Annotated in this window: 27 protein-coding genes; 14 read left to right on the forward strand and 13 right to left on the reverse strand. The window is 68.3% G+C overall.

The genetic code is table 11. The features are described from left to right. Window positions 1-88 precede the first annotated feature (88 nt). Window positions 89-1906 carry a YibE/F family protein gene (locus ACW4TU_RS22100; protein ID WP_457430236.1) on the forward strand — a complete coding sequence of 606 codons (1818 nt, stop codon included), beginning with the start codon at window positions 89-91 and terminating at the stop codon, window positions 1904-1906. Between the two features lie 130 nt (window positions 1907-2036). On the opposite strand, the gene ACW4TU_RS22105 is transcribed toward ACW4TU_RS22100, so the two are convergent. The 4 genes from ACW4TU_RS22105 to ACW4TU_RS22120 form a co-directional block, all read right to left on the reverse strand. After that, window positions 2037-2474, reverse strand: a complete 438-nt coding sequence (locus ACW4TU_RS22105; protein ID WP_055529170.1) for an SsgA family sporulation/cell division regulator — start codon at window positions 2472-2474, stop codon at window positions 2037-2039. A gap of 99 nt (window positions 2475-2573) precedes the next feature. Then, window positions 2574-3482, reverse strand: a complete 909-nt coding sequence (locus tag ACW4TU_RS22110) for an IclR family transcriptional regulator (RefSeq protein WP_457416058.1) — start codon at window positions 3480-3482, stop codon at window positions 2574-2576. A 236-nt stretch (window positions 3483-3718) separates the two neighbouring features. After that, entirely contained in the window at window positions 3719-3931 is a 213-nt protein-coding gene (locus ACW4TU_RS22115; protein ID WP_457416060.1) for a DUF5326 family protein, read from the reverse strand. Window positions 3932-4104: 173 nt separating this feature from the next. After that, entirely contained in the window at window positions 4105-4422 is a 318-nt protein-coding gene (locus tag ACW4TU_RS22120; RefSeq protein ID WP_398398204.1) for a cupin domain-containing protein, read from the reverse strand. Window positions 4423-4470: 48 nt separating this feature from the next. Between ACW4TU_RS22120 and ACW4TU_RS22125 the strand changes: the two genes are divergently transcribed. From ACW4TU_RS22125 to ACW4TU_RS22145, 5 genes are all read left to right on the forward strand, one after another. Further along, window positions 4471-4848, forward strand: coding sequence for a phage holin family protein (locus ACW4TU_RS22125; RefSeq protein ID WP_457416063.1), 378 nt, complete (start codon window positions 4471-4473; stop codon window positions 4846-4848). Window positions 4849-4857: 9 nt separating this feature from the next. Further along, window positions 4858-5349 (forward strand): low molecular weight protein-tyrosine-phosphatase, encoded by a 492-nt coding sequence (locus ACW4TU_RS22130; RefSeq protein WP_457416065.1) that lies wholly within the window; start codon window positions 4858-4860, stop codon window positions 5347-5349. Beyond that, entirely contained in the window at window positions 5346-6515 is a 1170-nt protein-coding gene (locus tag ACW4TU_RS22135) for a cystathionine gamma-lyase (protein ID WP_457416067.1), read from the forward strand. The genes ACW4TU_RS22130 and ACW4TU_RS22135 overlap by 4 nt, the downstream gene beginning before the upstream one ends. Before the next feature lie 227 nt (window positions 6516-6742). Next, window positions 6743-7648, forward strand: a complete 906-nt coding sequence (locus tag ACW4TU_RS22140; protein WP_457416069.1) for a LysR family transcriptional regulator — start codon at window positions 6743-6745, stop codon at window positions 7646-7648. A gap of 167 nt (window positions 7649-7815) precedes the next feature. After that, window positions 7816-8298 (forward strand): NUDIX domain-containing protein, encoded by a 483-nt coding sequence (locus ACW4TU_RS22145; RefSeq protein ID WP_457416071.1) that lies wholly within the window; start codon window positions 7816-7818, stop codon window positions 8296-8298. A gap of 15 nt (window positions 8299-8313) precedes the next feature. Here the strand turns inward: ACW4TU_RS22145 and ACW4TU_RS22150 are convergent, their stop codons facing one another. Further along, window positions 8314-9915, reverse strand: a complete 1602-nt coding sequence (locus tag ACW4TU_RS22150; RefSeq protein ID WP_457416073.1) for a globin domain-containing protein — start codon at window positions 9913-9915, stop codon at window positions 8314-8316. A 330-nt stretch (window positions 9916-10245) separates the two neighbouring features. Then, the gene (locus ACW4TU_RS22155; RefSeq protein WP_457416075.1) at window positions 10246-10878 is read right to left on the reverse strand and encodes an HAD family hydrolase; all 633 of its coding nucleotides are present in this window, start codon (window positions 10876-10878) and stop codon (window positions 10246-10248) included. 162 nt (window positions 10879-11040) lie between these two features. Here ACW4TU_RS22155 and ACW4TU_RS22160 point away from each other — a divergent pair, with 162 nt between their 5' ends. Continuing rightward, entirely contained in the window at window positions 11041-11907 is an 867-nt protein-coding gene (locus ACW4TU_RS22160) for a GNAT family N-acetyltransferase (protein WP_457416077.1), read from the forward strand. A 21-nt stretch (window positions 11908-11928) separates the two neighbouring features. Here ACW4TU_RS22160 and ACW4TU_RS22165 read toward each other — a convergent pair whose 3' ends face one another. Continuing rightward, complete coding sequence (locus ACW4TU_RS22165) at window positions 11929-13137, reverse strand: MFS transporter (protein WP_457416079.1); 1209 nt, start codon at window positions 13135-13137, stop codon at window positions 11929-11931. A gap of 145 nt (window positions 13138-13282) precedes the next feature. On the opposite strand from ACW4TU_RS22165, the gene ACW4TU_RS22170 reads away from it, so the two are divergent. After that, complete coding sequence (locus ACW4TU_RS22170) at window positions 13283-13741, forward strand: MarR family winged helix-turn-helix transcriptional regulator (RefSeq protein ID WP_457416081.1); 459 nt, start codon at window positions 13283-13285, stop codon at window positions 13739-13741. 9 nt (window positions 13742-13750) lie between these two features. Beyond that, window positions 13751-14203 carry a GNAT family N-acetyltransferase gene (locus tag ACW4TU_RS22175; protein ID WP_457416083.1) on the forward strand — a complete coding sequence of 151 codons (453 nt, stop codon included), beginning with the start codon at window positions 13751-13753 and terminating at the stop codon, window positions 14201-14203. Window positions 14204-14261: 58 nt separating this feature from the next. Here the strand turns inward: ACW4TU_RS22175 and ACW4TU_RS22180 are convergent, their stop codons facing one another. After that, complete coding sequence (locus ACW4TU_RS22180) at window positions 14262-15647, reverse strand: serine hydrolase domain-containing protein (protein ID WP_457416085.1); 1386 nt, start codon at window positions 15645-15647, stop codon at window positions 14262-14264. Between the two features lie 172 nt (window positions 15648-15819). Between ACW4TU_RS22180 and ACW4TU_RS22185 the strand changes: the two genes are divergently transcribed. Next, a complete protein-coding gene (locus ACW4TU_RS22185; protein ID WP_457416087.1) occupies window positions 15820-16386 on the forward strand; it encodes a dihydrofolate reductase family protein in 567 nt (188 codons plus the stop codon). A gap of 106 nt (window positions 16387-16492) precedes the next feature. On the opposite strand, the gene dnaB is transcribed toward ACW4TU_RS22185, so the two are convergent. Then, complete coding sequence (gene dnaB / locus ACW4TU_RS22190; RefSeq protein WP_457416089.1) at window positions 16493-17968, reverse strand: replicative DNA helicase; 1476 nt, start codon at window positions 17966-17968, stop codon at window positions 16493-16495. A 459-nt stretch (window positions 17969-18427) separates the two neighbouring features. Here dnaB and ACW4TU_RS22195 point away from each other — a divergent pair, with 459 nt between their 5' ends. Beyond that, the gene (locus ACW4TU_RS22195) at window positions 18428-19765 is read left to right on the forward strand and encodes an MATE family efflux transporter (RefSeq protein WP_457416091.1); all 1338 of its coding nucleotides are present in this window, start codon (window positions 18428-18430) and stop codon (window positions 19763-19765) included. Window positions 19766-20034: 269 nt separating this feature from the next. Here the strand turns inward: ACW4TU_RS22195 and rplI are convergent, their stop codons facing one another. The 4 genes from rplI to rpsF form a co-directional block, all read right to left on the reverse strand. Beyond that, window positions 20035-20481: a 50S ribosomal protein L9 gene (gene rplI / locus ACW4TU_RS22200; protein ID WP_053746021.1), complete on the reverse strand. Its 447-nt coding sequence runs from the start codon at window positions 20479-20481 to the stop codon at window positions 20035-20037. Window positions 20482-20499: 18 nt separating this feature from the next. Beyond that, complete coding sequence (gene rpsR, locus ACW4TU_RS22205; protein WP_006381652.1) at window positions 20500-20736, reverse strand: 30S ribosomal protein S18; 237 nt, start codon at window positions 20734-20736, stop codon at window positions 20500-20502. A gap of 58 nt (window positions 20737-20794) precedes the next feature. Continuing rightward, the gene (locus ACW4TU_RS22210; protein ID WP_457416093.1) at window positions 20795-21421 is read right to left on the reverse strand and encodes a single-stranded DNA-binding protein; all 627 of its coding nucleotides are present in this window, start codon (window positions 21419-21421) and stop codon (window positions 20795-20797) included. Between the two features lie 79 nt (window positions 21422-21500). Further along, entirely contained in the window at window positions 21501-21791 is a 291-nt protein-coding gene (gene rpsF, locus ACW4TU_RS22215; RefSeq protein ID WP_329273985.1) for a 30S ribosomal protein S6, read from the reverse strand. A gap of 262 nt (window positions 21792-22053) precedes the next feature. On the opposite strand from rpsF, the gene ACW4TU_RS22220 reads away from it, so the two are divergent. The 3 genes from ACW4TU_RS22220 to ACW4TU_RS22230 all read left to right on the forward strand — a co-directional run bounded on the left by ACW4TU_RS22220 (window position 22054) and on the right by ACW4TU_RS22230 (window position 24742). Then, window positions 22054-22368, forward strand: a complete 315-nt coding sequence (locus ACW4TU_RS22220; protein WP_457416096.1) for a hypothetical protein — start codon at window positions 22054-22056, stop codon at window positions 22366-22368. Window positions 22369-22519: 151 nt separating this feature from the next. Continuing rightward, entirely contained in the window at window positions 22520-23641 is a 1122-nt protein-coding gene (gene femX, locus ACW4TU_RS22225) for a peptidoglycan bridge formation glycyltransferase FemX (protein ID WP_457416098.1), read from the forward strand. A 66-nt stretch (window positions 23642-23707) separates the two neighbouring features. Beyond that, window positions 23708-24742 (forward strand): alanine racemase, encoded by a 1035-nt coding sequence (locus tag ACW4TU_RS22230; RefSeq protein WP_457416100.1) that lies wholly within the window; start codon window positions 23708-23710, stop codon window positions 24740-24742. The last annotated feature ends 77 nt before the right edge of the window (window positions 24743-24819 follow it).

Genomic DNA, 24819 nt, shown 5'->3' on the forward strand with positions numbered 1-24819 from the left:
CGGTGCGTCCGGGGCCGGAGCGGGAACAGGCGGCACCGGCGGGGCGACCGGACCGAGTAGCGGCCCAGGATACGGGCCCGGCCGGAGGATCGATCGCGGCTACGGCCCCGGAGCGGGGCCAGGGACAGGCTCAGGTCAAGACGGCCGACCGGGTCGGGGTGGCCGCAGTCCGGGCTACGGACCCGGAGCGGAGGCAGGGACAAGCTCAGGCTCAGGTCAAGACGGCCGACCGGGTCCGGGTGGCCGCGGCCCGGGCTACGGAGCCGAGGGGCCCGGGACCGGCCAGTTCGACCCGCTCTCCTCTTCCGGGAGCTGGCGCGGTCCCGGCCCCGGAGCAGGCGGTGTTCACGATCACGCGTTCGGCCCGCAACACGGCGCCGGCCATGACCACCCTGGGCACGGGAACGGCCCAGGTGACGGTCACAGCGGCAGACCTGGCGGCGGTTCTGGTGACGGGCACGGACCCGGGCCGGGTGGCGGGCACGGACCCGGGCAAGGGGGCGGGAGCGGACCCGGCGACGCCCACGGACCCGATGACCACTCCGGTCACTCGCACGGCCACAGCCACAGTCATGGCCCGGCCGCCCCTGTCTCCATCCATCTGCGCAAGATCATCGGTGCGATTCTGATCCCCTTCGCCGTGGCGGTCGTGGTCGGGCTCGCGGTGCTGTGGCCCGGGGGTGCCCCGGCGCACGAGCGCACGGGCGTCGGCTTCGACCGGCAGACCCAGGAGGCGACGGTCACCAAGGTCGTCGCGGTGGACTGCAAGTCCGTCAACGCCTCGGGGGAGACCCCGACCGGCGACACGTCCACCGCAGAAGGCTCCTCGGCTCAGCAGCAGGCGACCGGCGACTGCAAGAGGGCGACGATCCGGGTCGACACCGGTGACGACAAGGGCCGTACGTTCACGGAGATCGTCCAGCCGGACCAGTCACGGCAGTTGCACCAGGACGAGAAGGTCGTGGTGGCCTACGAGCCCTCGGCACCGAAGGACCTGCAGTACTCGGTCGCCGACGTCAACCGCAGGTTCCCCATGGCCCTGCTGGCCGGCATCTTCGCGCTCGCCGTCGTGGTCGTCGGCCGCATGCGCGGTGTGATGGCACTGGTCGCACTGGCCGTCAGCTTCATGATCCTGACCTTCTTCATCCTGCCGGCGGTCCTCCAGGGCTCGAACCCGCTGCTCGTGGCGGTGGTCGGAGCCAGCGCCATCATGCTGATCGCGCTCTACATGTGCCACGGCCTGTCGGCCCGTACGTCCGTGGCGGTGCTCGGCACCCTGATCTCGCTGGTGCTGATCGGCGTCCTCGGTTCGCTGTTCATCGGCTGGGCCGCACTGACCGGCAACACGGACGACAACACGGGCCTGATCCATGGCCTGTATCCGTCCATCGACATGAGCGGCCTGCTGCTCGCAGGCGTCATCATCGGTTCGCTCGGTGTCCTGGACGATGTGACGGTGACGCAGACATCGGCGGTCTGGGAACTCCACGAGGCCAATCCGACGATGGGATGGCGCGGGCTGTACCGCGCCGGCATCCGCATCGGCCGCGACCACATCGCGTCCGTCGTCAACACTCTCGTCCTCGCCTACGCGGGCGCCGCGTTGCCGCTGTTGCTGCTCTTCTCGATCGCGCAGAGCAGCGTGGGGGCCGTCGCCAACAGCGAACTCGTCGCGGAGGAGATCGTGCGGACCCTGGTGGGCTCGATCGGCCTGGTCGCGTCCGTGCCGGTGACCACGCTCCTGGCGGCCCTGATGGTCTCGGCCGACCGCGCGGGCACGGCACCGTCGGCCGCAGGGGCGGCAGCCGGGGACGGATCGGGAACAGGGACTGTGGCAGCCGGGGCGGGGGCGACGACCCAGGCGGCTCCGGCCCGCGCCGGGAAGGGCCGTCGCCGCAAGCACTGACGGAGACTTTGCAGCGGCTCTGTCAGTGCTTGCGGTGAAGTGCGGCTGCGCGCGAAGTGCGGCTGTAACGCTTCTCCTCGCGCCGAGGAGAAGCGTTACAGCACTGTCGACAGCTCGGGCACGAATCCGCTCAGCCCGCGCTCTGTTCCTCCGCCAGGATGCGGTCCAGCGCCTCGTCGAGGTGGGCGTCGAAGTCGGCGAGGGAACGCTCCTGCCCCAGCGGCACGAGCTTGTCCGTACGGTCGAGGAAGGCCACCAGCGGCGCCGCACCGGAGCGGAACAGCGCCTGGTCGCCACCGACCTGCAGCCGGATCAGCACCTCACCCAGGACATCGGAGTCGGCGGGCGAGATCCGTACATCTCCGTCCCCGCAGGGCCGACCCACGCCGTCGATCAGCAGTTCGCGACCGAAAGCCCAGGTCACAGGGGCGTCGCCAGGGAGATGGAAGGTCAACCGGACGGCATAGGGATCACAGGTCTCGTAGCGCAGCTCCACCGGAATGCGGAAGGAGAGCTCCTCCGAGACAAGAAAGCTCATCATGACTTCTGCCTGCACCGACTCGCGCATCGCCTACCCCGTCACTTGCCGTGGACTGGCCTGGAATCATCGCTCTGATACTGCTCGAATCTTGCTGAAAGTACACGGTGAATCACAAGGAGTGAGTTTTCAGATACTGATAGAGATCGCGAGCGACCCCAGCAGTCTTCCGACCTCTGCTTGCAACTGCTGGGCAGCATCTAGCAGTCGATCGGCCTGGTGGGAAGGTAGAGAAATGGCCAATGTGCCAGCCGTGGAACCGATGGTGATCGGAACCGCCGCACAGACCGTCCCCAGCGCGTACTCCTGCCGCTCCACGACCAGTTCCATTCGCCGCATCCGGTCGAGGCGGCGCAGCAGCGTGTGGCTGTCACGCACCGTGTAGGGGGTGACCGTCTGTACGGGGTGGCGGTCGAGATGGTCCCGGCGGCCCTCCTCGTCCAACTGGGAGAGCAGGCACTGTCCGATGGCGTGCGCGTGGCCGGTCTCCCGGAAGTCCGCCCACTCCTCGACCGCCGGGTTGCCGGGGGTGTCGGAGACGCACATGACCTCGATCTCGCCATCGCGGTACACCGCGTAGTACACAGGCACTCCGATGGTGTCCCGCCAGTGCGCGAGGGCGTCCACCACCGTGCTGCGACGTTTCTGCCGTGCGCCGCTGCTGCCCAGCCGCTCGGCCGCCTCACCGAGGAAGAACAGCCCTTTCTCGCGCCGCAGATAGCCCTCGAAGACGAGCGTCCGCAACAGGTGGTAGGCGGTCGGGAGGGCGAGGCCGGTCTCGCGGGCCAGTTGTTTGGCCGGTGCGCCGTGCTCGTGCGCGGCGACGGACTCCAGCAGACGCATCGCCCGTTGCACGGAGCCGATGAGGGTCGCCGTGGGATGCGGTTCGGCGGTCGGCACGGGGACCAGTGCGGGTACGAGGGCCGACACACGCCTCTCGGTGGGTCGGCCGCGATTCCTCGGGGAGGGCGCGGTCCGCTGCTCGGGCCGGCGCTGTACGGGTGGGGCCTGTGGTTCCGCTGGTGCGGAGTCGACCATGGCGAGGGTCACTCTCGAGGGCGAGGGGGGCTGCCCGTACGGAAGGGCACGGGAGGAGGGGGTACGCCGTCCGCGAGGGTTGTCCCCGCGTCGAATTCCGGACTCTAACCGCCTGTCACCGCGTACATACGGCCCGTACGGGAAACTTCCCTCGCCCGAGGGAACGGGTGATTTCTGTTACCGCCGCCCGTGCCGTCCCGCCCGCCGGCTCACGTGCCCCCCTCGCCCCACCGCTCTCACCAGTCGCTGCGCGACGACGAACTCGACATGAACCTCCGTACGACGTAGATGAGTCCGCCGACCAGGGCGACGAAGACCAGCGCCTTGAAGAGCAGGCCGATGACGAAACCGACGACGGTCGCTATCAGCCCGCCGAACACGACGAGGGCGATGACCGGCACCGCGACCCACTTCACCCACCACGGCGTTCCCGCGAAGATCTCTCGCATCGCCCTTTTCCTTACTGCTCGGCCCGTCGCATCCGCCGGGGCCTGTGCCCTTCGCTCGTGCCGGGACATTCGATGTTCCGCCTCCGATGCTAGGGCCGGCAGGGGGCCCGGCGGGGGCCTCGCATCCCTTGTCCTCCCCTGATCGATCCCCTAGGGAACCCCGAGGCAGCGGGTCAGCTCTCAGGCGGAGAGAAGACCACCATGACCCGCAGATCCTCGCTGATGTGGTGGAACTTGTGGGCCACCCCGGCCGGCACGTACACGACACTGCCGCGTGCCACCTGGGTCGTCTCCATGCCGACCGTGATCGCGGCGCGCCCGCTCACCACGAAGTACACCTCGTCCTGACGATGGGGCTGCTGCGGGTCCTGCTCGCCCGCGTCCAGTGCGTACAGGCCGACCGACATGTTCCGTTCGTGCAGGAACTGCAGGTAGGCGCCGTCGTTGGCGGCACGTTCCGCCTCCAGTTCATCCAACCGGAATGCCTTCATCGCCCTCGCCCACACTCGTAACCGATCTCTTCTGCCACGATCAGACACATGAAGAATTTCGTAGTCAAGACACTCGCCAACGCGGGTGCCCTCGGCGTGGCCGTGTGGGTACTCGACAAGATCACCCTGACCGGTGACAGCACGGGCAAGAAGATCGGCACGCTGATCGTCGTCGCCCTTCTGTTCGGCCTGGTGAACTTCCTCGTCAAGCCACTCGTGCAGGTGCTCACCTTCCCGCTGTTCATCCTCACGCTCGGCCTGATCACCCTCGTGGTCAACGCCCTGATGCTGCTGCTCACCTCGTGGCTGGCCGACAAGTTCGACCTGAGCTTCCACGTCGAGGGCTTCTGGACGGCCGTCCTGGGCGGCCTGATCATCTCGGTCGTCTCCTGGGCGCTGCACATCGTCCTTCCCGACGAGGACTGAGGACGCCCGATGCCCTACCGCGTCTGTTTCGTCTGCACCGGCAACATCTGCCGCTCCCCGATGGCGGCGTCCGTCTTCCGCGCGCGTGTGGAGGAGGCCGGGCTGGCGGGCCTGGTCGAGGTCGACAGCGCGGGCACGGGCGGCTGGCACGAGGGCGACGCCGCCGACCCGCGCACGGTCTCCGTGCTGGAGGCGGCCGGTTACGACGGTGATCACGCGGCCCGCCGGTTCCGGGCCGCGTGGTTCGCCCGCGTCGACCTCGTCGTCGCCCTCGACGCAGGCCATCTCAAGGCCCTGTGTCATCTGGCGCCCGCTCCGCAGGACGCGGAGAAGGTACGTCTACTGCGCTCGTACGATCCCGCCGCGGGTACCGATCTGGACGTCCCTGACCCGTACTACGGGGGTCTGGACGGCTTCGAGGAGTGCCTTGAGATGGTGGAGGCGGCGAGCGTGGGCCTGCTCGCCGCGGTACGGACGGAAGTGGAAGGACGGACGGCATGACTGATTCGGCTGCGAACGAGAGTTCGGGCGTTCGCGCGAACCCAGGTATGGGAGACGGCACGCGCGCGGTGCGGGCAGGGCTGCCCGAGCCGGTCAAGTACGCGCCGGCCCTCCCCGGACCGGTGTTCGCGGCCCACTACCACTTGCCGGGCGCCCCCACCGGTCCGTACACCTACGGCCGCGACGAGAACCCGACCTGGACGCTGCTGGAGCGCGCCATCGGCGAGCTGGAGGCGCCGGAACGGGACGACGTCGAGACGCTCGTCTTCGCCTCCGGGATGGCCGCCGTCTCGTCGGTGCTCTTCTCCCAGCTGCGCACCGGGGACACTGTCGTCCTGCCCGGCGACGGCTACCAGGCGCTGCCCCTGGTGCGGGCCCAGCTGGAGGCGTACGGCATCGAGGTGCGCACCGCTCCGACCGGCGGCAACGCGCAGCTCGACGTGCTCGACGGAGCGCGGCTGCTGTGGATCGAGACCCCGTCGAACCCCGGACTCGACGTGTGCGACGTACGACGGCTCGCCGAGGCGGCACACGCGCGTGGCTGTCTCGTGGCCGTCGACAACACCCTGGCGACCCCGCTCGGCCAGCGCCCGCTGGAGCTCGGCGCCGACTTCTCCGTGGCCAGCGGAACCAAGCAGCTCACCGGACACGGTGACGTACTGCTCGGCTACGTCACCGGTGCTGACGCCTCCGCGATGGCCGCCGTACGTCGGTGGCGCAAGATCGCCGGGGCCGTTCCCGGGCCCATGGAGGCCTGGCTCGCACATCGGTCGATCGCCACCCTCCCCTTGCGTGTCGACCGGCAGGACGCCACCGCGCTGACTCTCGCCGAGGCTCTGCGCGGACGGCCCGAGGTGACCGGGCTGCGTTATCCGGGGCTTCCGGAGGACCCCTCGTACAAGATCGCTTCGCAGCAGATGCGGCGCTATGGGTGCGTGGTTTCCTTCGTGCTGCCCACGCGCGCGCGTGCCGACCGTTTTCTCGACGCGCTGCGGCTCGTGGACGACGCCACGAGTTTCGGTGGGGTCCGGTCCACGGCCGAACGGCGCGGCCGGTGGGGCGGGGACGCCGTGCCGGAGGGGTTCATTCGTTTGTCGGTCGGTGCCGAGGACCCGGGAGACCTGGTCGCGGATGTGCTGCGCGCGTTGGAGGAGTCGACGGACTGACGGGACGAGGCAGGGGTCCAGAGGTACTCCGCCGCCCCCCGGTGGCGGTCCGAGCCTCCCCCCTCGTGGCTCGGACCGCCGCGGTCCCGCGCGCGAAGAACCGCGCGAACAAGGCTAGTTGACTCTGTGTCAGTGTCCAATCACTGTAGCGACAGGGTCCTATCGACTTATTTATAGTTGGCCAGGGCCGGGAGGTCGAGAGAAGGTCAGTGAAGGGGGAGAGCGTCATGGACCTGGCCCTGCTGCGCACCTTCGTGACCGTCCACCGAGCCGGCTCCTTCACTCGTGCCGCCGCCCTGCTCGGCCTCTCGCAACCTGCCGTCACCTCGCAGATCCGCACCCTGGAGCGGCAGCTGGGGCGCCCTCTGTTCCTGCGCCAGGCCCGTGGCGTGACCCCCACGACCATCGGCGACGAGCTCGCGCACAAGGCCGCGCCGCATCTCGACGCGCTCGTGGAGATCACCGAGACCGGACTGGACGAGGACTCCTCCGTACGCACGCTGCACCTCGCCGGGCCACCTGAGTTCACCGCGGAACGCGCGCTGCCCGCGCTTACGGAGCTGACCGGGGACGACGGCCAGGGCTTCGCCCTTCGGGTCTCCTTCGGCAATGCCGAGGAAACTCTGGAGGGCCTGTCCGCCGGGCACCATGATCTGGCCATCACGACGACCCGTCCGCGCGGCACCCTGCTCACGGCGACTGCGCTCTGCGACGAGGAACACGTCCTGGTCGCCGCTCCGCGCTGGGCCGCCGAAATCGGCCCCGGGAAGCTCCGCCGCAAGGGGGCGTCCGTTCTGCAGAACCTCCCCCTCGTGGAGGTCCATGAGTCGCTGCCACTCGTCGCCCGCTACTGGGCCGCTGTCTTCGGCTCCCACCCCGCCGGCTCGGGCACCGTCATCGTGCCCGACCTGCGCGCCGTACTCGCCTGCGCGTCCGCGGGTGCGGGGATCGCGGTACTGCCCCGGTATCTGTGCGCGCCGGCGCTGGGACGCGGTGAGGTGGTTGCTCTGCTCGATCCGGCGGTGCCCCCACTGCGGACGTATTTCCTGGTGGTCCGCACCGGCACACTGGCGATGCCGCACATCACACGGGCGCACGAATGGCTCCAGCACGCGGCGACCGACTGGAACTGAGCCGCCGTAGGGCCTGAGACCCTTCTGCGGACGTCTCCGGACCTCTGCGATGTTTCACGTGAAACATCGCATTTCACCTCATGCGATCCACGCTCTTTGCTTCACCGAGAGCACTTCGTGGGGGGCCGACATGTTTCACGTGGAACCAGCCGGGCCACATTTCTCCCATGACCGTCCGACCTGTGGTCAAGCGCACCGCACGCGCCATCCTGCTCGATGGCGACGACCTGATCCTCATCAAGCGGACCAAGCCGAGTGTCGATCCCTACTGGCTCACTCCGGGCGGAGGCGTCGAACCGGACGACACGACCGTCGTCGACGCCCTGCACCGTGAAGTGCACGAAGAGCTGGGTGCCAAGATCACCGATGTGGTGCCCTGCTTCGTGGACACCGTCGAGCACATCGGCGCGGACGGCGGCGCTACGGGCGTGAAGGTGCAGCACTTCTTCGTGTGCCGGCTGGAGAGCATGGACCCCTCGCTGCGGCACGGCCCCGAAGTCGACGAGCCCTGCGGCGAGTACGAGATCGTCCGCATCCCCTTCACCCGGGTAGGCATCGCCTCCGTCCATCTCGTGCCACTGTCGCTGCGCCACTATCTGGACGGGAACATCGAGGGCGTACGGGCGATGCACGCGCCCGACCTGGGCTGACAGCGCCCAACCGGGTCAGCTCCCGGTGACGACCAGTTCCTCCACCGAGTCGTGGCGGATCCGCTCCGGGGGGAAACCGGTGCGCAGCAGCGTGTCCACCCCGTTGCGGATCATCCCGGGCGGGCCCGACAGATAGGCGTCGTACTCGTACCAGGGCCCGTACTCCCGTACGGCGTCGGGGAGCTGCGGATGTGCCTGCTGGTCTATGACCGCGCGCACCGCCAGCCAGGAGTGGCTCTGCTGGAGCCGCAGCATGGCGTCGATGTCGTACAGGTCGAGATCTGTACGGGCGCCGTAGAAGACCTCGACCCGCCGCCGGTCACCGTGCTCGGCGACGTCCTCGACCAGTGCCTTGATGGGCGCGATGCCGGTGCCGCCGCCCAGACAGAGCAGCCCGCTGTCGGTGGTGTGGTCGACGGTCATCGTGCCGGCGGGCGGGCCGAGCCGGACGATGTCGCCGGGTTGGGCACGGTGCACCAGCGCGTTGGAGACCCAGCCCGCAGGAACCGCCTTCACATGGAACGACAGCAGACCGTCGGAGCGGGGCGCCGAGGCGAAGGAGTAGTGCCGCCAGATCCGGGGCCACCACGGCGTCTCCAGGCTCGTGTACTGCCCGGCGAGGAACGGGTACGGCTGGTCGGGCCTGACGGTGATGACGGCGATGTCCGGGGTCCTGAGGTCGTGCGCGACCACCTCCCCGAACCACCATGCCGGAGCGCGCAGTTCGTCGACGGCCGCAGCGTCGATCATCACCTGGGACATCGTCGTGTACGCCCGTACCCACGCCGCCTCGGTCTCCTGGTCCCAGATCGCGGCGGCGTAGCGGCTCAGCGCGCCGATGAGGCACTCACCGACGGCCGGGTAGTGCTCGGGCCGGGTGCCGTACTTGCGGTGGCCGCGGCCGAGGTTCCTCAGATACGCGACGAGGATCTCGGTGTTGTCGATGTGCTCGGCGGCGGTGAGCAGTGCCTTGAGCAGCCGGTCCCGCTGGGTGTCCATCGCCGCCGGGAAAAGTGAACGCAGTTCGGGATGACGAACGAAGAGGAGAGCGTAGAAGTACGAGGTGGCCTTGTCCGCGACGGGACCGACCGCTTCCATCGTCCGCCGGATGAGCACTGCGTCCGGGGACGCCTGCTGGAGCGGCTCGGCGCGCGGCGCGGGGGGAGGGGGTTCGGGTGCCCCCGCCGACATGCCGGGAGCCGGCGGTCCGGAAGCCGGGGTCACCGGGGCGAAGGGTGGGCGAACCGGGTTCTCGGCGGCTGAGGGCGCGGGAGTGAAGGGCGCGGGAAGCGGTGACGCGGGAACGAGGGGCAGGGGAGGCAGGGGCGCGGGAGCGGGAGGGATCGCCGGGAGCTCGGGCGGCGGCGCGGGTATTCGTTCCCGCGCCGGCGGAGGCTCTGCCCCAGCCGGACGGGCGTTGGCATCCGGCGAGAAGCTCGGGGCGACGCCCGTACTGGGCCTGCCCACGGGACGGAGCGCGGCCAGCCGATTGCCTTCTGTTGCCTCCTGCTCGCCGCCCGGGGGTGTCTCCGGCTGCTTGTGCGGCTTGAACCAGCCGCCCCCGCCGCTGTCGCCGGAAGTGCCGTTGTCGGCCGGCGTGGTGGTCGGAGCGTCCATGGTCTGCCTCGCCTCGAACATCTTTCGGTCGGTCTGCGCACTTCCTGGGTCGGAATGTGCTCGCGTTCCCCCGCTGACGGCTGGTTTTTCCCGTTCGCCCCCTGTCCAATGCGGCCACATCCAACCCGGACCTCCGCCGCGTAACCGGAAATGCGAGTCTTCGATCTCTCCGTCCCGTTAGGGTGCGTTGCCCTGCTCTTGCCGCGTGCGCTGGATACGCACCCTCGCTTGGACGAGAACCGGAGTCGACCATACCGGCCGTCGCCGAGCACACAAGTCCCGCCATTGTTCACCGCTGACGAGCAAGGGGCGAACCATCAATTCCCTCAACTACCGTGCGCCGCACACCAATTCATAGGCATCCCACAAATCCTGCCCCGCGTAGGTGTGGGTCGCGAGGCCGGCCAGACGACGGTCGGCGTTGACCGCGACGGAGACCGGCACCACCCCGAAGAGGTCCACGTCCGAGAGCGAATCGCCGTACGCGACACAGTCCGCCCGGGTCAGCCCGAACTGCCCGCAGAGCCGGTCCGCGATCTCCACCTTGGCCGCGGGCGTCAGGATTCCGGTGGGATCCAGCGGCTCCGTGAAGGGCACCGCCGGGAAGCGTGAGCCATGGGCCGCATGAGCGCCCCACCCCATCAGCCGTTCGACGAAGAACGAGGGCGACAGAGAGACAACGGCGCAGTACTCCCCTCGGTCCCGGATCGCATCCCATGTCTCCCTGATCCGCCGCAGCCAGGGCGCTTCCGCGAAGGCCGCGTCGATATGGGCCACTGTCAGCTCCGCCCAGAGGAGGTGCACGCGCCGCGCGTACTCCGCGGGCTCGACACGCCGTGTCACAAAGTCCCGCTCCAGCTCGGCGATTTCACGGTCGAGCCCAAGTTGCCGGGATATCTCGACGGGGGCGGCCGAGCCGTGCAGCAGTGTTCCGTCGAGGTCGAAGAGATGCAGTCGCGTCATGAGTGCCGAGGCTAGGGCCTGTCGCCCGATGACCGTTGCTCAACGTTTCACGTGAAACATCTGTCCATGCGCTGTACGGACCGGCACGACATGGCCAAAAGAGCGTGCGGCCGACCGCAAACAGGTGGACGCAGGGGGCGCCGGTCGGACAGCCTGACGTGCGTGCCGACTCCTTCCCTCGCTGATCTGCCCATCCGCCGTCTGACGCATCGCGATCTCACCGCCTGCGCCGACCTGTCCGAGGACCGGGGTTGGCCCCGTGAGGAGCACAAGTGGGGTCTCCTGCTCACAGCAGGCAAGGGCTACGGAATCGACGACCCCGGCGGCGGACTGGTCACCGCCTGCGTCGTCACCGAGTACGGACAGTATGGAAACCCCGAGTTGGGAGCCATCGGCATGGTGCTCGTCGCCGAGCGGTATGCCCGCCAGGGCGTCGGGCGGCGGCTGATGCGGCACATCGTCGCCGCGATGGGCACCACGCCACTGACGCTGTACGCGACCCCGAACGGCCGCCCGCTCTACGAAGAACTCGGTTTCAAGGTCACGGGCGGGTCCGAGACAGTACGCGGACGCTTCACGTCTGGCGGACCGGACCCCGAAGTCGGCACGCGCGCGGCCACGGCCGAGGATCTCGCCGAAATCATCCGGCTCGACGAGAAGGTGTTCGGCATCGACCGCACCCCCGTCATCACTCGGCTGCCTGCTTTCTCCGACCAGTTGCGCGTCGCCGAGGAGAACGGCCGGATCATCGGGTACGCGGCGGCATGGCCCAACATGGACACCCATGTCGTCGGTCCGCTGATCGCCCGCGACACGGAGACGGCGAAAGCGCTCCTCACCTCCCTCGCCGCCCACACCGACCGTCCACTGCGCACCGACATCGACGTACGGCACGAGGAACTGCTGGCCTGGGTGAAGGAGCGCGGACTGGCTCAGGTGGGCCTCAACGCGGTGATGACGTACGGAATCCCCGAACTGCCGGGTGACTGGACGCGGCGGTTCGCGCCTCTGACGGTGGCCGCCGGCTGAGGGCCGCGCCGACCGCCCGGGTCACCGGCGGAGGGCCGCCTGCTGCCTGGCAGGCGTGCCGCCGGCGACGACCGAACGGGGTGCGGTGGGGCGGCGCTCCAGAGCGGCCGACAGGAAGGCCAGGAGCAGGGCGCCGGTGGCGAGCGCGGCGCCGACCCAGTTGGGGGCGGTGTATCCAAGACCCGCTGCGATCACCGTGCCTCCGAGCCAGGCGGAGAGCGCGTTGCCGAGGTTGAAGGCGCCGATGTTGACGGCCGAGGCCAGCGTCGGCGCGCCGTGCGCCTGGTCGATGACCCGCTTCTGCAACGGCGGGACGGTGGCGAAGCCCGGCGCACCGATCAGCGCGATCGTGACGGCCGCGAGGACCTTGTGGTGGGCGGTGACCGTGAAGAGGGCGAGTACGACTGCCAGAGCACCCAGAGAGACGTACAGCAGGGGCATCAGGGCGCGGTCCGCATACCTGCCGCCGACCAGGTTGCCCCCGACCATGCCGAGGCCGAAGAGGACCAGCAGCCAGGTGACGGAGCCGTCCGCGAAACCGGCGACGTGGGTCATCATCGGCACGATGTAGGTGATGGCGGCGAAGACACCGCCGAAGCCGAGAACGGTCATCGCCATGGCGAGCAGAACCTGAACGTTCTTGAAGGCAGCCAGCTCGTCACGCAGGTGCACGCCTTGCGCGTTGGGCAGGTCGGGGACGAGCTTGGCGACGCCGGCCAGACCGAGAACGCCGAGTCCGGCCACGATGACGAAGGTGACCCGCCAGCCGGCGGCCTGTCCGACGAAGGTACCCAGTGGAACGCCGACGACGTTGGCGACGGTGAGTCCGGTGAACATCGTCGCGATGGCGCCGGCCCGTTTGTCCGGGGCGACCAGATCGGCCGCGACGACCGAGCCGATCCCGAAGAAGGCTCCATGGGCCAGCGAGGCGACCACGCGGCCGATCAGCATGACGGCGAATGCGGGGGCGACGGCGGAGAGCAGGTTGCCGATGATGAACAGCCCCATGAGCAGCATGAGCATCAGTTTGCGGGAGACCCTGGTACCGAGGGCCGTCATGATCGGGGCTCCGACCATGACACCGAGCGCATAGCCGGTCACGAGAAACCCGGCGGCCGGGATGGATACCCCGAAGTCGCTCGCGACGTCGGGCAGCAGGCCCATGATCACGAATTCCGTCGTTCCGATGCCGAAGGCCCCGATCGCGAGGGCCAGGAGCGCGAGAGGCATGAGGTGAGTGCGCCTTCCAGAGACGTTGCGTAAGCTCATTAACTGCTCACATAATAGTTGCATACGCGGGTTAAGTGCGCCAGGCGACTATCGCGTCTGTGGCCTATCCTGGGGTCAGCCGCTCCAGGGACAGAGGAGACAGCCAATGCCGGCGACGGACCCCGCGCTCACCGCCCTCTCCCAGAGCTGGTGCGCGCTCTCCTTGCTGCACGGGAAGATCGAGGCGCACATCGAGCGCGCCCTGCAGAGCAGGCACGGGCTGAGCGTGCGCGAGTACTCGCTGCTGGATGTCCTCAGCCGGCAGCATGACGGCGTGGGCGGCCATCTGCAGATGAAGGCGGTCTCCGACGCGGTCGCCCTCAGCCAGAGCGCCACGACACGACTGGTCACCAGACTCGAGGACCGCGGACTGCTGGCCCGCTATCTGTGCCCCACCGATCGCCGCGGGATCTACACGAACGTCAGCGACGCAGGGCTCAAGCTCCTCGACGAGGCACGTCCCACCAATGACGTCGCGCTTCGCGAGGCCCTCGACGAGGCGGCCATGAATCCGGAGCTGGCTCCACTGGTCCGGGCCGTGGAGTCGGTGAACCTCCCCGCATAGGGTGCGGCCATGGGAGATCTTGAGATACGGCCAGCGGCCACGAAGGACGTTCCCGCGATTGTCGGCATGCTCGCCGACGACCCGCTGGGCGCGCAGCGCGAGTCACCGGATGACCTGACCCCGTATCTGACCGCGCTCGCCCGTCTGACCGCCGACCCGAACCAGCGCCTGGTCGTCGCGGTCCGCGAGGGGCGCGTGGTCGGCACGCTCCAGCTCACGATCGTTCCCGGACTGTCCCGCAAAGGCGCGACCCGGTCGATCATCGAGGGTGTGCGCGTTCACTCCGCCGAACGCGGCAGCGGCCTCGGCGGAGAGCTCATCGAGTGGGCGATCAACACATCACGCCGGGAGAACTGCCAGTTGGTTCAGCTGACCTCGGACGTCACGCGCACGGACGCCCACCGTTTCTACGAACGGCTCGGCTTCACGCCTTCACACGTGGGCTTCAAACTCCAGCTCTGAACACCGGGAGGAAGCGTCATGTTTCACGTGAAACATGACGCTTCCTCGCAGTCGGCGCCTACCTGATCCCCCGCCACCCTTCCGGATCCACCCCGCCCGGCACTGAAGCGCCCTCGTCGTACGGCTGACGCACGAAGACGAACGACCCCAGGTCCAGGTGGTCCACGATTCCGTTCGGCCGCCGTACGGCCCGCAGAAGCTCTCCGGCGAAGTACCCGTCGAGGCCCGTCCAGGTGCCGTCACCGTTCGGCCTGAAGCGCGAGCGTCGGCCGACGTCACCCAAGGGCCCCAGCGAGACGCCCCCATCGACCGACAGCCGCAGGGCATACGGGGTGGTCCCCCAGTACCACTGGCCCGCCAACTCCAGTACGGCCCTGTCGACTTCGGGCAACGGGCGCCATGGCTCGGGAATCCGCGGCTCGGCCTCCGCGACGATCTTCACGAGGTCGGCGGCGGCCACGGACACCAGCGGACCAGAGGTGCAGTTGGCCAGGACGACAGCCGCGAGGTCGTCCGCCACGCTGATGGTGAGGCTCGCCAGAAACCCGGGCAGCGACCCTCCGTGCCCCACCAGCAGCCGGCCGTCCCGGTACTGGACCTGCATACCGAGGCCGTACGCCGCACCCGCGGCCACGTCCTCCGGCTCGGCCGGAGCTGCCGGCGTACGCATCTCCGCAACGGACGCAGCGCTCAGCACCCGGTCGTCCCCCCTGGCGAGGAAGACAGCGAAGCGCGCCAAGTCTCCTGTGGTGGACCAGAGCTGACCGGCCGGCGCCATCCGTCCGAGGTCCTCCGTCGGCTCCGGCAGCAGCACATCGGCCCAGGGATGCACCGCCCAGCCACCCGCGTGCGGTGCCTGCGGCTGCCCGCTGGTCCGCTCCAGCCCCAGGGGTTCGAGCACCTCACGCCGCAGCACGTCCTCCCACGGGGCACCGCGCAGTTCCTCGACCAGCGCACCGAGAACGCTGTAGCCAGGGTTCGAGTAGTGGTGGCGTCGACCCACGGGATGCAGCAACGGCCGCTTCCCGAGTACGTCGGCCAGCTCGGGTCGCAGCGATCCGGGTGTCCGTTCCCACCAAGGTGCGGGCGACTCGGCCGCCAGCCCACCGGTGTGCGCGAGCAGTTCGGCGATGGTCGCCTCCCCCGCGCCGGTACCCGGCAGGTGTTTCTCCAGCGGGTCGACGAGGTCGAGAAGCCCCTCGTCGCGCAGCCGCATCACCAGTACGGCGGTGAAGGTCTTGGTGATCGAACCGATCCGGTACTGCACGTTGGCATCGGGCGCATGGCCGTCCACCGAGCTCCGCGCCCCCGTCCACACCGTCTCCCCGCCACGCACCACCGCCGCGACCAACGACGGTGCCCGCCCTTCACTCTGGGCAACAGCGACCCGATGCAGCAAGGCCCGCCGCGTGCCGGGAAGAAGCTCGTCCTGAGGTGTTGTCATGGGGCAAGTTCATCGGTCGTGCTGCGTTGCGTCGAGCCTATTTGCGCGCCGCCGTGTGACTGTAGGGTCTCGCCGCTCGTGACATGTCGATCTTGCGTGACCTCGTGCACCGATGAGTTTCCCGCACCGCGCTGGTCTACACACCGGACACCCACGAACGGAAGGCTGAGCCATGCGGAAACTGATCTACGGCATGAACCTGACCCTGGACGGCTACATCGCCGCGGCAGGCGACGACATCAGCTGGGGCGGACCGCCGAGCGACGAGCTGTTCCAGTGGTGGCTCGACCACGAGCAGGCGAGTGGCCTGTCGCTGTATGGGCGCAAGCTGTGGGAGACGATGAGCTCCTACTGGCCGACGGGCGACCAGCAGCCGGGCGCCACCCCGGCAGAGATCGAGTTCGCGCGGAACTGGCGGGACACGCCGAAGGTGGTGTTCTCCTCGACGATCGACAAGGTCGACTGGAACACCCGCCTGGTCACCGGCGACGCGATCGCCGAGATCACCCGGCTCAAGGCCGAGGACGGCGGCCCGATGAACATCGGCGGCGCAAAGCTCGCCGGGACGGCCATGCGCGCCGGGCTGATCGACGAGTACGTGATCGCCGCCCATCCGGTCCTGGTGGGCAGCGGCACGCCGTTCTTCACCGCGCTGGACAGCTGGGTGAACCTGAACCTGGTGGAGACGCGGACGTTGCCCGGCGGCGTGGTCCTGACCAGGTACGAGACGAGGCGCTGAGCAGCAGCACCCACGCGCTGGTCTTATGGTGATGTCATATACGACATCGGTACGACACAGCCCGTGAGATTACGACATTAGCCGCGAGACCCTACACAGACACGCGTCACGTCTGGGCCATGTCCACAAACCGCGAATAGTGCCCCTGGAAGGCGACCGTGATCGTCGCCGTCGGGCCGTTTCGGTGCTTGCCGACGATGATGTCCGCCTCACCCGCGCGCGGAGACTCCTTCTCGTACGCGTCCTCACGGTGCAGCAGGATCACCATGTCCGCGTCCTGCTCGATGGAGCCGGACTCACGCAGGTCGGAGACCATGGGTTTCTTGTCCGTACGCTGCTCGGGGCCACGGTTCAGCTGCGACAGCGCGATCACGGGCAGCTCCAGCTCCTTGGCCAGGAGCTTCAGGTTTCGCGACATGTCGGAGACCTCCTGCTGTCGGCTCTCGGAACGCTTGCCGCCGGACTGCATCAGCTGGAGGTAGTCGATGATCACGAGCTTCAGGTCCGCGCGCTGCTTGAGGCGGCGGCACTTGGCACGGATCTCCATCATCGACAGGTTCGGGGAGTCGTCGATGTAAAGAGGAGCGGCCGAGACATCCGGCATGCGGCGGGCTAGCCGGGTCCAGTCCTCGTCGGTCATCGTGCCGGAGCGCATGTGGTGAAGTGCCACGCGTGCCTCCGCGGACAGCAGACGCATCGCGATCTCGTTGCGGCCCATTTCGAGGGAGAAGATCACGCTCGGCATGTTGTGCTTGATCGAGCAGGCACGAGCGAAGTCCAGCGCCAGCGTCGACTTACCCATGGCGGGGCGGGCCGCGATGATGATCATCTGGCCGGGGTGCAGACCGTTGGTGAGCTGGTCGAGGTCGGTGAACCCGGTCGGCACACCGGTCATCTCCCCCGAACGCGAGCCGATCGCCTCGATCTCGTCGAGCGCACCCTCCATGATGTCGCCGAGCGGCAGATAGTCCTCCGTGGTGCGCTGCTCGGTGACCGCGTAGATCTCGGCCTGGGCGCTGTTGACGATCTCGTCGACGTCTCCGTCGGCCGCGTATCCCATCTGGGTGATGCGGGTTCCGGCCTCGACCAGCCGCCGCAGAACCGCGCGCTCGTGCACGATCTCCGCGTAGTACTCGGCGTTCGCCGCCGTCGGCACCGTCTGCACCAGCGCGTGCAGATAGGGAGCACCGCCGACCTTGGTGATCTCGCCCCGTCTGGTGAGCTCGGCCGCGACCGTGATGGGGTCGGCCGGCTCGCCCTTCGCGTAGAGATCGAGGATCGCCCCGTAGACGATCTCGTGTGCGGGCCGGTAGAAGTCGTGGCCCTTGAGCACCTCGACGACGTCCGCGATCGCGTCCTTGGACAGGAGCATGCCGCCGAGGACCGACTGCTCGGCGTCGAGGTCCTGGGGCGGTACGCGCTCGAAAGACGTGCCCTCGCTTTCCCACGCGCCGCTTTCGCGTCCGCGGTCGTGCTGTTCGTCACGGCCCCGGCCCCCTTCACGGCGTTGTCGGGAGGGGGGCAGACGATCACTGGGACCGCTGTCGGCCCAAGGATCGTCCAAAGGCTCGGAAATACTCACCGAGCCACCTCCTCCCGTCCGCCGAGCGGACCTCGCCGTGCCCCTCTTTTCTACGGCACGGCACTGACAAATAAGACGCCCAACTCCGGTTCCGGCGCGTCGGTTTTGTGACGTTTCCGAGGCTGGGAGAAGGAGCGGGCGCCGCACCACCGTAGGCCCGTCTGCACCGTCAGCCAATCTGGTTATCCACAGGCCATGTGGACGACGGCCCGGATGCTGTGGAGAACTCCGCAAAACCTGTGCACGACCCGGTGGACAGCCCTGTGAACAAGCTTTCGCGGCATTCGACACACCGCTTCTGACCAGCGCGTTTCCCGTCCACCGGCTGTGCAGAAGAAAAACTTTCCGCATCGGGCCAAGATCTCCACAAGCGGCACACCGTGACACGCGCCTCAGGAGAGCAGGTAATAGTCCCAGGCAGATTGCATCTATTACCTGTGGAAGATTAGATTGGTGGTCATGACACAGGCTCCCGCTGAACCCAGGGCGACCCGGCGCCGGCACGACCGAGAGATCGTCGCACTGGCTGTACCTGCCTTCGGCGCTCTCATCGCCGAGCCTCTCTTCGTCATCGCCGACAGCGCGATCATCGGCCACCTCGGCACAGCGCAACTCGCCGGGCTCGGCATCGCCTCTGTCCTGCTCACCACAGCGGTCAGCGTCTTCGTCTTCCTCGCGTACGCCACCACGGCCGCCGTCGCCCGACGCGTCGGCGCAGGCGATCTCCAGGCCGCCATCCGCCAGGGTGTGGACGGCATCTGGCTCGCCCTACTGCTCGGCTCAGCGGTCATTGCCGCCGTCCTGCCCTCGGCACCCGCACTCGTGGACCTCTTCGGCGCCTCGAACACCGCGGCCCCGTACGCGGCCACCTATCTGCGGATCTCGGCACTCGGTATCCCGGCCATGCTCGTCGTCCTCGCCTCCACCGGCGTTCTGCGCGGTCTCCAGGACACCAGAACCCCGCTGTACGTAGCCATCGCGGGCTTCGTCGCCAACGCCGCCCTGAACATGGGCCTCGTCTACGGAGCGGACCTCGGCATCGCGGGTTCCGCCTGGGGCACCGTCATCGCCCAGTGGGGCATGGCGGCGGCCTATCTCGCGGTCGTCGTCCGGGGCGCCCGCCGGCATGGCGCCTCGCTGCGCCCCGACACCGCGGGGATACGGGCCTCCGCCCAGGCGGGCGCGCCGCTCCTCGTGCGTACCCTCTCTCTGCGGGCGATCCTCGTGATCGCCACGGCCGTTGCCGCACGGCTCGGGGACGCGGACGTCGCCGCACACCAGATCATCCTGTCCTTGTGGAGCCTGCTCGCTTTCGCGCTCGACGCGATCGCCATCGCAGGGCAGGCCATCATCGGGCGCTATCTCGGCGCTGACGACACCAAGGGCGCACGCGAAGCCTGCCGCCGAATGGTCGAGTGGGGCATCGCCACCGGAATCGTGCTCGGCCTGCTGGTGATCGTCAGCCGCCCCTTGTTCCTGCCCCTGTTCACCAGCGACTCGGTGGTCAAGGACACCGCGTTGCCGGCCCTGCTCATGGTCGCGCTGTCCCAACCGATCTGCGGGATCGTCTTTGTCCTGGACGGCGTACTGATGGGCGCGGGCGACGGCACCTACCTGGCCTGGGCGATGCTGATCACACTGGCCGCCTTCGCACCGGTTGCCCTGCTTGTGCCAACCCTTGGCGGCGGCCTCACCGCCCTCTGGGGAGCGATGACGCTCATGATGACCGTCCGCATGCTCACCCTGTGGCTGCGAGCCCGCTCAGGCCGCTGGATGGTCACGGGAGCCATCCGCTGAGCGTACGGAGAACGCCGAGTTCGCCGTACCGCGCTGTTCCCCGTCCCGCTGTTCCCCGTCCCGCTGTTCCCCGTCCCGCTGTTCCCCGTCCCGCTGTTTCACGTGAAACATCGCCAGATTTCTGCCGTTTCACGTGAAACATCGGCGTGCTTGGTCCCCGCACAACCAGAGACCCACGCCCGCTACGCCTTGCGCTCACAATTCCGCTCACGCAGTAGGGCCGCACCCCGGAGGATGCGGCCCTACAACTACTCCAGTGAGCGCAACGCTCAGGCGGCGACGACCTCGATGTTGACCTTGGCGGCAACCTCGGGGTGCAGACGCACCGACGTCTCGTGGGCGCCGAGCGTCTTGATGGGCGCGCCCAGCTCGATGCGGCGCTTGTCGACGTCGGGGCCACCGGAAGCCTTGATCGCCGTGGCGATGTCGGCCGGGGTGACGGAACCGAAGAGACGACCGGCGTCGCCGGAGCGGACGGCCAGACGGACCTTGACGCCTTCGAGGCGGGCCTTGATGTCGTTGGCCTGCTCGATGGTCTGGATCTCGTGGATCTTGCGAGCGCGACGAATCTGCTCGACGTCCTTCTCGCCACCCTTGGTCCAACGGATCGCGAAGTTCCGTGGGATCAGGTAGTTGCGAGCATAGCCGTCCTTGACGTCGACGACGTCGCCCGCGGCGCCGAGGCCGGAGACCTCGTGGGTGAGGATGATCTTCATTAGTCGGTCACCCTTCCCTTATCGCGCGGTGGACGTGTAGGGCAGCAGCGCCATCTCACGGCTGTTCTTGACAGCCGTGGCGACGTCACGCTGGTGCTGCGTGCAGTTGCCGGTCACGCGGCGGGCACGGATCTTGCCGCGGTCGGAAATGAACTTCCGCAGCATGTTCGTGTCCTTGTAGTCCACGTACTGGACCTTGTCCTTGCAGAAAGCGCAGACCTTTTTCTTAGGCTTGCGCACAGGCGGCTTCGCCATGGTGTTTCTCCTGTGTGATCAAGAAGTGTGGGTACAGCCCACCCCTCGGCCCAAAGGCCTAGAAAGGGGGCTCGTCCGAGTAGCCGCCGCCGGAGCCGCCAGAGCTGCCGGAACCGCCGGAGTTTCCACCCCAGCTACCGCCACCGCCCTGCCGCTGACCGCCGCCGGCCGGGGCACCGGTCGCCCAGGGGTCACTGGCGGGGGCTCCGCCCTGACCGCCCTGCTGACCACCGGGACCTCCGCCCCAGCCGCCACCGCCCTGCTGACCGCCACCCTGCTGGCCACCACCGAACCCACCGCCATCCTGGCCACCACGACCACCGGGGGTCTTGGTGACCTTGGCAGTGGCGTAGCGCAGCGAGGGGCCGATCTCGTCGACCTCGAGCTCCACGACCGTCCGCTTCTCGCCCTGGGGGGTCTCGTACGAACGCTGCCGAAGTCGTCCCTGAGCGACGACGCGCATACCGCGCGTCAGCGTTTCAGCGACGTTCTCTGCGGCCTGGCGCCAGATCGACGCGCGAAGGAACAGCGCGTCGCCGTCCTTCCACTCGTTGGTCTGGCGGTCGAACGTCCGAGGCGTCGACGCGATCGTGAAGTTCGCGACGGCCGCGCCGGACGGGGTGAAGCGCAGCTCGGGATCATCGGTCAGGTTTCCGACGACGGTGATGACGGTCTCGCCTGCCATGGGGGAACCTCTCGGCGGGTTTGCTGCTCTGGCTGCTTGGTTGCTGCTACTCGAATCCCGGGATCAGCTGAGCGGAAGCTCAGTGGGTCTCGGGGCGGAGCACCTTGGTCCGGAGGACCGACTCGTTCAGGTTCAGCTGGCGGTCGAGCTCCTTGACGACCGCAGGCTCGGCCTGCAGGTCGATGACCGAGTAGATGCCCTCGGGCTTCTTCTTGATCTCGTACGAGAGACGACGACGGCCCCAGGTGTCGACCTTCTCGACCTTTCCGTTGCCCTCACGGACGACGGAGAGGAAGTTCTCGATCAGAGGGGCGACAGCGCGCTCCTCCAGCTCGGGGTCGAGGATGACCATCACTTCGTAGTGACGCATGTGGAACCCACCTCCTTTGGACTCAGCGGCCACGGTCGTTCCGTGGCAGGAGGGTTGTTATGCGTACGCAACGGTATCGGCAGCCACTGACAGTCGGAGGTTTCCGAAGGATTCCTCGTCACGGCATGGGCAGACACCGGTGCAGACGGTACAGACTACCCGCACTGCGCTTCCGGTTGAAATCAGGCCCCGGTGACCGTCAATCTGTACACATCGGGTGTGTATGGCGCTACGATGCGCCGCCTTCCGCAGGAGGTGCCACATGGCACAGGCATTGCGACCGAACACCGCCGGATCTCTCTTCGCCACCGACGGCAAGCCCCATCCGCTCCAGGACAGCCTGCTCGCTGTGACTCTGGTGCTCGGGCTGACGGCCTTCGTCACGGCGATGTTCCACAGTCTGCATCTGCTCAGTTCCTGGGCCGGCCTGGTGGGGATCCTCACCGGCGCGTACGGACAGTTCGTCTCGGAGACGACCCGCGAACGCTTCGGACTGATCCTGGGCCTCGGCGCCGCCGCGGTCGGCTTCTTCCTCGGCATGGCGCACGGCGGTCTCTTCGGCGGTGTGATCGGCTGACGCGGACCACCCCCTGGTGCCCCGGCCGAGGTAAGGCCGGGGCACAGGTGCCGTACGGCCAGACGAGGCGCTCGCAGGGCGCAGTAGGCTTCGGCGCGAGAGCCGGAGCCCCTGTACCCATGGGGACACACCAGCCCGAGGAGCGCCCGGAATGAGCCTGACCCTGAGGACGATCAGCCGTGAGCAGCATCTGGCGTACATCCAGAGCCTGCCGTCGGCGAGCCACATGCAGGTTCCGGCCTGGGCAGACGTCAAGGCGGAGTGGCGCTCGGAGAACCTCGGGTGGTTCGACGACCGGACGGGCGACATGGTCGGCGCCGGTCTCGTGCTGTACCGCCAGCTGCCCAAGATCAAGCGGTATCTGGCCTATCTGCCCGAGGGCCCGGTCATCAACTGGTTCGCGCCGAATCTCGACGACTGGATCCAGCCGATGCTGGCCCATCTCAAGCAGCAGGGCGCCTTCTCCGTGAAGATGGGCCCGCCGGTGATCATCCGGCGATGGGAGGCCACGTCCATCAAGGCGGGCATCCAGAGCCCGGACGTGAAGCGCCTGCGCGACATCGAGGCCGACTTCATCGAGCCGCGCGCCTTCGAGGTCGCCGACAAGCTGCGTCGCATGGGCTGGCAGCAGGGCGAGGACGGCGGGGCCGGCTTCGGCGACGTACAGCCTCGCTACGTCTACCAGGTGCCGCTCGCGAACCGTTCGCTGGAAGAGGTCCACCAGAACTTCAACCAGCTGTGGCGCCGCAACATCAAGAAGGCCGAGAAGGCCGGTGTCGAGGTGGTCCAGGGCGGTTACAACGACCTGGAGGAGTGGCAGCGGCTGTACGAGATCACAGCGGTGCGCGACCACTTCCGGCCCCGCCCGCTGTCGTACTTCCAGCGCATGTGGACGGCCCTCAACACCGAGGACCCCAACCGTATGCGGCTCTACTTCGCCCGCCACAACGGAGTGAACCTGTCGGCCGCGACGATGCTGATCGTCGGCGGGCACGTCTGGTACTCCTACGGCGCCTCGGACAACATCGGGCGTGAGGTCCGCCCCTCGAACGCCATGCAGTGGCGGATGCTGCGCGACGCCTACGCGCTGGGCGCCACCGCCTACGACCTGCGCGGCATCTCCGACTCGCTGGACGAGACGGACCACCTCTTCGGTCTGATCCAGTTCAAGGTCGGCACGGGTGGGCAGGCTGCCGAGTATCTCGGCGAGTGGGACTTCCCGCTCAACAAGCTGCTCCACAAGGCGCTCGACATCTACATGTCGCGCCGTTGATGTACCGGAATTCCCGTTCACACCACTGATGCACCGCAGCCACGAGAAAGGTTCCAGGTCCCGGCCATGGCGCTCACGCTCTACGTCGACACCGCGCGCTGGCGTGCGCACCACAAGCACGTGTCCGAGCAGTTCCCGGGGCTCGTCCCGGTCTGCAAGGGCAACGGGTACGGCTTCGGGCACGAGCGGCTGGCGGAAGAAGCCACGCGACTGGGCTCGGACATCCTCGCCGTCGGAACGACGTACGAGGCCGCGCGGACCAAGGACTGGTTCAGCGGGGACCTGCTGGTGCTGACGCCCTTCAGGCGGGGCGAGGAGCCCGTGCCCCTGCCCGATCGCGTCATCCGCTCGGTGTCGTCGGTGGACGGGGTGCACGGCCTCGTCGGAGCCCGTGTCGTCATCGAGGTCATGTCCTCCATGAAGCGTCACGGTGTGACCGAGCAGGAGCTGCCCCAGCTGCACGCGGCCATAGAGGACGTGCGCCTCGAAGGTTTCGCGATCCACCTGCCGCTGGACCGCACCGACGGCTCGGACGCCGTGGAGGAGGTCATCGGCTGGATGGACCGGCTGCGCGCGGCCAGGCTGCCCCTGCACACCATGTTCGTCAGCCACCTCAAGGCCGAGGACCTCGGGCGACTTCAGCAGCAGTTCCCGCAGACCCGCTTCCGCGCCCGTATCGGCACCCGGCTGTGGCTGGGCGACCACGAGGCCACGGAGTACCGCGGCGCGGTCCTGGACGTCACCCACGTGGCCAAGGGCGACCGCTTCGGCTACCGGCAGCAGAAAGCGGCCTCGGACGGCTATCTGGTGGTCGTGGCGGGCGGTACGTCACACGGGGTGGGCCTGGAGGCCCCCAAGGCCCTGCACGGCGTCATGCCGCGCGCCAAGGGCGTCGCCCGCGCCGGCCTCGCCACGGTCAACCGGAATCTCGCCCCGTTCGTCTGGGACGGCAAGCAACGCTGGTTCGCCGAGCCGCCGCACATGCAGGTCTCGATCCTTTTCGTGCCCTCGGCCGACGCCCGCGAGCCGAAGGTCGGCGAGGAACTGGTGGCCCATCTGCGCCACACCACCACGCAGTTCGACCGGATCGTCGACCGCTGACCTACCTGGAGCAGGTTGCCTGAAAGGCCGTACACGGAATCCGTGTACGGCCTTTCACGTAGCGCCTCCAAGCCGTG

The organism is Streptomyces kryoterrae, assembly GCF_054072135.1.